Below are 6,389 nucleotides of genomic sequence, written 5' to 3' on the forward strand. Positions count from 1 at the left end.
AAAGGAGGAGAGTTAATGACAGATATTTTAAAAAATAACAAAAATATACTGGCCATCATATGGCTTCTCTTGCTGCTGAGCATGTCACTGCTAATGCAGGCAAATGCAGACTTCCTGACGTTCCACGGCGACAACCAGAGGACGGGAAACATAAGCGGCATTGGTCCCGATTCGCCAGATCTTCTTTGGAGCACCAGCCTCACCGGCCACGGCTACATAGGCGGATCAGCTGTTGTCTACTCTGATAGAATCTTCGTCTCGAACTGGCCTGACATGACGTTCAAAGGAGAGCTGGGGCTTGCATGCATCGATGCGAGAAACGGAACGGTTCTTTGGATAAATCCGATAGGTGGGAAGGGAGGCGCCTCGACACCAGCGGTGTTCGGTGAGAGGGTCTTTGTGGGCTCGTTGACCGGTGAGATCTACTGCGTGGATGGCGTGACCGGGAGGACTCTGTGGAACAGAACTGTCGAGAGAAACCCGGAGTACTGGGGAGTTGCATCCTCGCCACTTGTTGAAAACAACACGATCTACATAATGAGCTTCTCGGACGGCACCCTTCATGCCCTGAGCCTAGGAGGCGAGGAGCTCTGGAACATATCGACTGGAAGGGTATCACCATTCTCCTCTCCAGCATCCTCTAAGCAGATGATGTACTTCCCAGGCGGCGATCCTGCCCTCTACTGTGTCAACCTTTCCTCACATCAGATTGTCTGGAAGGCCCCGGTGGATGGAGCGATCACCGCCGGTCCGGCCCTGTGGAATGATATCGCGTTCGTCGTGACCGATAGGGCCATACTCGCCTTAAACGCCAGCACGGGTCAGATTACCTGGCAGAGAGAAATCAACGGAACAACATCGACACCATCGATCGCATTCAATCGCGTTTACGTGGGAACTGACGACCGCCCCAGGGGTCGCATGATCTGCCTCGATACAAACGGCTCTCTTCTCTGGGAGAGAGAGGTCAACGGACCCGTGAGGTCATCGCCCATCTTCCTCGATGGCAGAATATATTTCGGCACCAATACCGACGAGGGAACGGTCTATGCGCTGAATGCCTCGGATGGGTCGGTCGTATGGACATATCCTGTAAAACAATACATAATGTCTTCACCCTCCGCCTCTGATGGCGCGCTCTTCATAGGATCTGATGATGGCAGGCTCTACGCCTTCGGCTCAAAGCCCGAAAAGCTGCTCTGGAAGGGGGAGGTCTTGCTTGAAAACAGGAGCACGAACGTAACCGCAATAAGCGGTGAGATCTACACAGTCGATATGAGAAGCGCGCTGGGCGCGTTAATAGCATTCGCCTCATCGAATAACATCAACATCAGCGTGAACGACTCTCTTCTTGATCTGTATGGATTGAGGATCGAGTCGATAGGAGATCTCGTTTCCAGCAAGAACAGATCCTGGAGGTACTGGATCAACTATCCGGATGAGCCCGTGCCGCTTGTCGGTCCGGAGTCTGTGATCCTGAATGATGGAGATACTGTGGTCTTCTACTATGGCGAGAGGAACGCCAGGCCTGAGGATTGCCATCGCCTTGAGATCACAGCCAGGCTGCAGAGACCAGATGCCCTATTCGCCACGGTCGGCCAGCAGCCTGCGCTGCGAGAGGCCATGAAAGGAGCTCCACTGAACATAACGTTGGTATCTCCAGACGCTCTGGATACGGAGGTGAACCTATCGGGATACAGCCTGATATTTCTGGAGATGATCGGCGCTGATGCTGCTGCTGGGCTTCAGCCTCTCCTGGAAGAGCCGAGGAGAAGAGGTGTGCCTGTGATCATCCTGAACTCCCCTGGTTATCAGAACCTCGCAAACGTTAACCTGAGCGCGCATCCTGATATCGAGATGTACTGGGAGTACGGCGGCGTGGAGAACATGCGCCGTCTCATAGCGTATCTTGCATCGCATTTCTGCGGCATCGATGTAAAGACAGAAGCTCCCCTCCCGACGCCGAAGGAGTACATCTACCATCCGGACGCGCCTGATCTCTTTGAGAATGTATCCTCCTACCTGGAGTGGTATCATCGCAACGCCAGCGCCCCGACCGTTGGCATCGCGAGCTACTATGGAGATATGGGACAAACGGACAGGGATGACCTGATAAGAGCATTCGAGAAGAGAGGTGCGAACGTGATCTGCATCGGCTTCTCGAACGCATCCTCTCTGGAGAGGTTCTTCGTGCTGAACAACACCACCCTGATCGATGTTGCCGTTCTCACAAAATCATTCCGCCTGAGCTACGGTGATCCTGACAGGGGCGTGGAGATACTGGAGTCGCTCAACGTGCCGGTGCTTCGCGGGATGCGGCTTTACTACCAATCTCCTCAGGAATGGCCAAACTCCAGCATCAATCCCATGGAGCTCTACTTCCAGGTCGCGCTCCCCGAGATGGACGGGGTCTTCGATCCGATCGCGGTATCGGGAAAGAACGAGAGTGTGTACTCATCAATAGAGCCAGAGGTCGAGCGTATAGCTGATCGGGCACTGGCGCAGGTCAGGCTCAAAAAGCCGAACTCAGAGAAGAGAGTCGCCATAATCTACTACAACCACGGTGGCGGCAAGGACAACATAGAGGGCTGCTATCTGAACGTGCCGAGGAGCCTGAGAAACATTCTGGATCACATGAAGGGCCTGGGGTACAGGATCGAGGGTGATGTTCCTGACGAGAAGATCCTTGTCGATCTTCTGGCGCACCAGGGCACCAATATAGGCACATGGGCTCCGGGCGAGCTCGATGCAATGGTAGCGAGGGGCAACGCGACCCTGATACCAGCTGAGGAGTACATCCACTGGTTCAAAGAGCTCCCTGTGGAGAGGCAGAATGAGGTCATCGAGCACTGGGGGCCGCCGCCGGGAGAGATCATGGTCTTCAGAAACTCCAGCGGCTCATACATAGTCATACCGAAGCTCTCCTTCGGGAATGTGATGCTCCTCCCCCAGCCGACCAGGGGTTGGCTCGAGAACAACACGGTTCTCTACCACTCCACGGATGTGCCGCCGCATCATCAGTACATAGCGTTCTACCTCTGGCTCAAGCACGGATTCGGTGCGGACGCCATAATTCACCTGGGAAAGCATGGAACCCAGGAGTGGCTCCCCGGAAGGGAGGGCGTGGTCGGAGGTGATGACTGGCCAGCGCTTCTCGTTCAGGACATCCCTGTTGTTTACCCATACATCGTCGACAACATCGCAGAGGGAACGCAGGCGAAGAGGCGTGGGGATGCTGTGATGGTATCACACCTCACGCCTCCGATAGTTGCGGCAGGCCTCTACGGCAACCTCTCTGATCTGGCCAAGAGCATATACGAGTACAGGAACGTCCTCAACGAGAGCGTGAAGGAGGAGTACAGAAAGAGGATAGCGGAAACTTGCAGGGATCTCCATCTGGATGAGGACCTTGGGGTCAACCTGACCGGCCTCTCCGAGCCAGAGGCGTTCGACGGATTTCTGCCTGAGCTCGAGAGGTATCTGGAGGAGGTGAAGAGCAGCTTCATGCCTTACGGGCTGCATACGTTCGGCCAGCCGTACGAGAACGATTCGCTGGTCTCCATGATCGAGTCGATGCTCGGGGATCGATACAAAGAAGAGATCTCAAGGGAGTTCAGCATCGCTAATTACACCATCTCTGGAGGGATCGAAAACGTATCGAGGGCTCTGCTTTACGATGTATTGATCAACGGAACATCCCCGATGGCAGCGCAGGAGGCTCTGCTAGGCGGGGTGAAATCCAATCTCACGGAGATGCTCAACACCTCGCTCGTCTACGCAGATGGTTTGAGGAGATGCAATAACGAGCTCTCGAATACGACAAACGCTTTGAGCAAAGGCTACATACCGCCATCGCCGGCTGACGATCCGATAAGGGATCCGCAGGTCCTACCCACGGGCAGGAACTTCAGGTCCGTGGATCCGAGGAGGGTGCCGACGTCTGCTGCATGGGAGGTTGGAAGGAAGCTGGCAGAGGAGCTCCTGGAGGAGTACAGGCTGAAGCACAACGGCACATATCCGAGAAAGATGGCGGTCGTCCTCTGGGCATGGGCGATGACCGATCATGGTGTTGTAGATTCTGAGATCCTGCAACTCGTAGGGGCCAGGCCGGTGTACGATGCATACGGCGGCGTGAGCGATGTCGAGCTCATACCGCTCTCAGAGCTGGGCCGGCCAAGGATAGATGTTGTAGTGGTTCCCTCCGGCCTCTACAGAGATCTCTTCCCAGAGAAGCTGAAGCTGATAGACAGGGCGATAAGGCTTGCTGCAAACGATACAGATACGACATACCCGAACTACGTCAGGGAGAACTCTGAGCTGCTTAAGAATATGTTTTTGGAGACCGGCAACTACAGCGCAGAGGATGCGGAATTTCTGTCGAGATCGAGGATATTCCTGGAGGCTGCAGGCACATACGGACCAAACCTCGACGCGCCGATATCTGCGAGCGACAGATGGGAGAACGATTCTGAACTTGGTGATCTCTTCATATCGAGGATGTCCTACATCTACGGAGACGGCATCTGGGGAGGGAGTTTCGACTCTGGCAGATCGCTATCGACAGAGGAGCAGATGGAGGTCTTCAGAGCAAACCTGAAGGATGTGGATCTCGCAGTCCATCACACAAACTCCAACCTCTACGGGTTCATCGACAACGACGACGTCTTCCAGTACCTCGGGGGGATAGCACTGGCGGTTCGTACGGTGACAGGCACCACACCGGAGATGTACGTCACAGATGGTAGAGATCCGAGAAGGGAGCGGGTCCATGAGCTGGGCGAGTTCTTCTCGAGGGAGCTGAGGACGAGGTACTACAATCCAAGGTGGATCCAGGGGATGATGGAGCAGGGATACTCCGGAGCCAGAGAGATGGACAAGTTCGTGGAGTATCTCTGGGGCTGGGAGACGACTGTGCCGGATCTGGTGAGCGAGAGCACATGGAGCGAGGTCCACGACATCTACGTGGAGGACAAATATGGTCTGGGCCTGAAGGAGTTCTTCAGGGAGAATAACCCTTGGGCAGCGCAGGCGATAGATGCGAGGCTTTTAGAGACAGCCAGGAAGGATAGATGGCAGCCAACGCCTGAGATGGCAAAGAACCTGGTCGAGCAGTACAGGGATCTGGTCGAGGATTACGGGGTCGCATGCTGTCATCACACATGCGGCAACCTTCTTTTGAATGAGTACATGAGCGGCGTGCTTCCAGCGCGCGTCGAGAAGACTTCTAGCAGCTCTGCAAGGTCGAAGAGCTCGAGCTCGTCGCATTCCAGGCCGCACAGGCTCGCTGAGAACAGCACGCTCCCAGAGGGGGTTGGGGCAGATGTTACGAAAACACCTGAATCTAAGACCGCGGATGTGAAGGGCTACGTGATGGAGAACGTGACCGTGAACACACAGATCCCTTCAGTATCGGGCGCGCCTCTCTTCGGGATAGCGCTTGTGCTCCTGCTGCTTCTTCTGGTTGCTGCAGGCCTCTGGAGGAGGTGATAGGATCGAGCAGGGCGCATGCTATGTATTCCGGCCGGAGGCAGGCCCCATTTGCATGCGGACCGGCGGAAAAGTCAAAAGCCTGATGGAAGATCTAGGCTCGCGGCCATCAGCTCAGAGAGATGCCCATGAGATCCCTTCCCGGCCTGGTCCTGATCCCGGAGAGGCGCTCGACTGTGCGCGCCATATCCTCTTCGAGACCTCTGCACTGCGGATAGAAGTGCGTGAGCAGGATCTCCTTCACACCTCTGATCGTGTTGCCGAGACCTGTTGGGGTCGTGTGGTTTGTCACATCAAATCCATCTGGAAAAGAGCATTCGTGAACCAGCAGGTCAGAGCCGGATGCGAGCTCGGAGAGACGCTCGGTCGGCTCGGTATCTCCGGAGCATGTGACTGTTGATGAGCCCTCGACTCTGTAGCAGAGCGCGGGGACGCTGTGCGCCGCGGATGCGCTCAGCATATCGAATCCGCAGACCTCGAATCTGCATCCTGCATCTATCTCGCTGACCTCCAGCTTTATCGAATGGAGATAGGGATAGAGGGACTGCAGAGAGAGAAGCCAGCGCTCTGTGCCGACAGGCCCCCAGACTCTGAGCCATGGCTCGCCGAGGAGGTACCTCGCCTTTGCGAGGGGGAGAAGGTCGGCAACATGATCAAGATGGAGGTGTGTCAGAACGACTGCGTCAACCTCGAGGGGGCTCAGGCCGATCTCGCCAAGCCTCAGAAGCGCGCCAGCGCCGCAGTCGATGAGCAGCACCTCTTCATCGCTAATTAGCAGAGACGACTGAGCACGATCCGCCTGCGGTATTCCCGCCCCTGTGCCCAGCAGAGTGATTTCCATGAACTCACCTCATAGAGATCTTGGGGGTAAAGGCTTCCATTTCGGTGCAGAGGAGGGCCAG

Annotated in this window: 2 protein-coding genes; one reads left to right on the forward strand and one right to left on the reverse strand. The window is 55.7% G+C overall.

Annotated features, from left to right (window positions below; translation table 11 throughout):
* The first annotated feature begins 81 nt into the window (after positions 1-81).
* Positions 82-5,487, forward strand: coding sequence for a cobaltochelatase subunit CobN (locus tag NQU42_RS08000; RefSeq protein WP_296610507.1), 5,406 nt, complete (start codon positions 82-84; stop codon positions 5,485-5,487).
* 109 nt (positions 5,488-5,596) lie between these two features.
* Here the strand turns inward: NQU42_RS08000 and NQU42_RS08005 are convergent, their stop codons facing one another.
* Positions 5,597-6,328, reverse strand: a complete 732-nt coding sequence (locus tag NQU42_RS08005; RefSeq protein WP_296610509.1) for an MBL fold metallo-hydrolase — start codon at positions 6,326-6,328, stop codon at positions 5,597-5,599.
* Positions 6,329-6,389 lie beyond the last annotated feature (61 nt).

The organism is Methanothrix sp. (assembly GCF_024518575.1).
GTDB lineage: Archaea > Halobacteriota > Methanosarcinia > Methanotrichales > Methanotrichaceae > Methanothrix_B.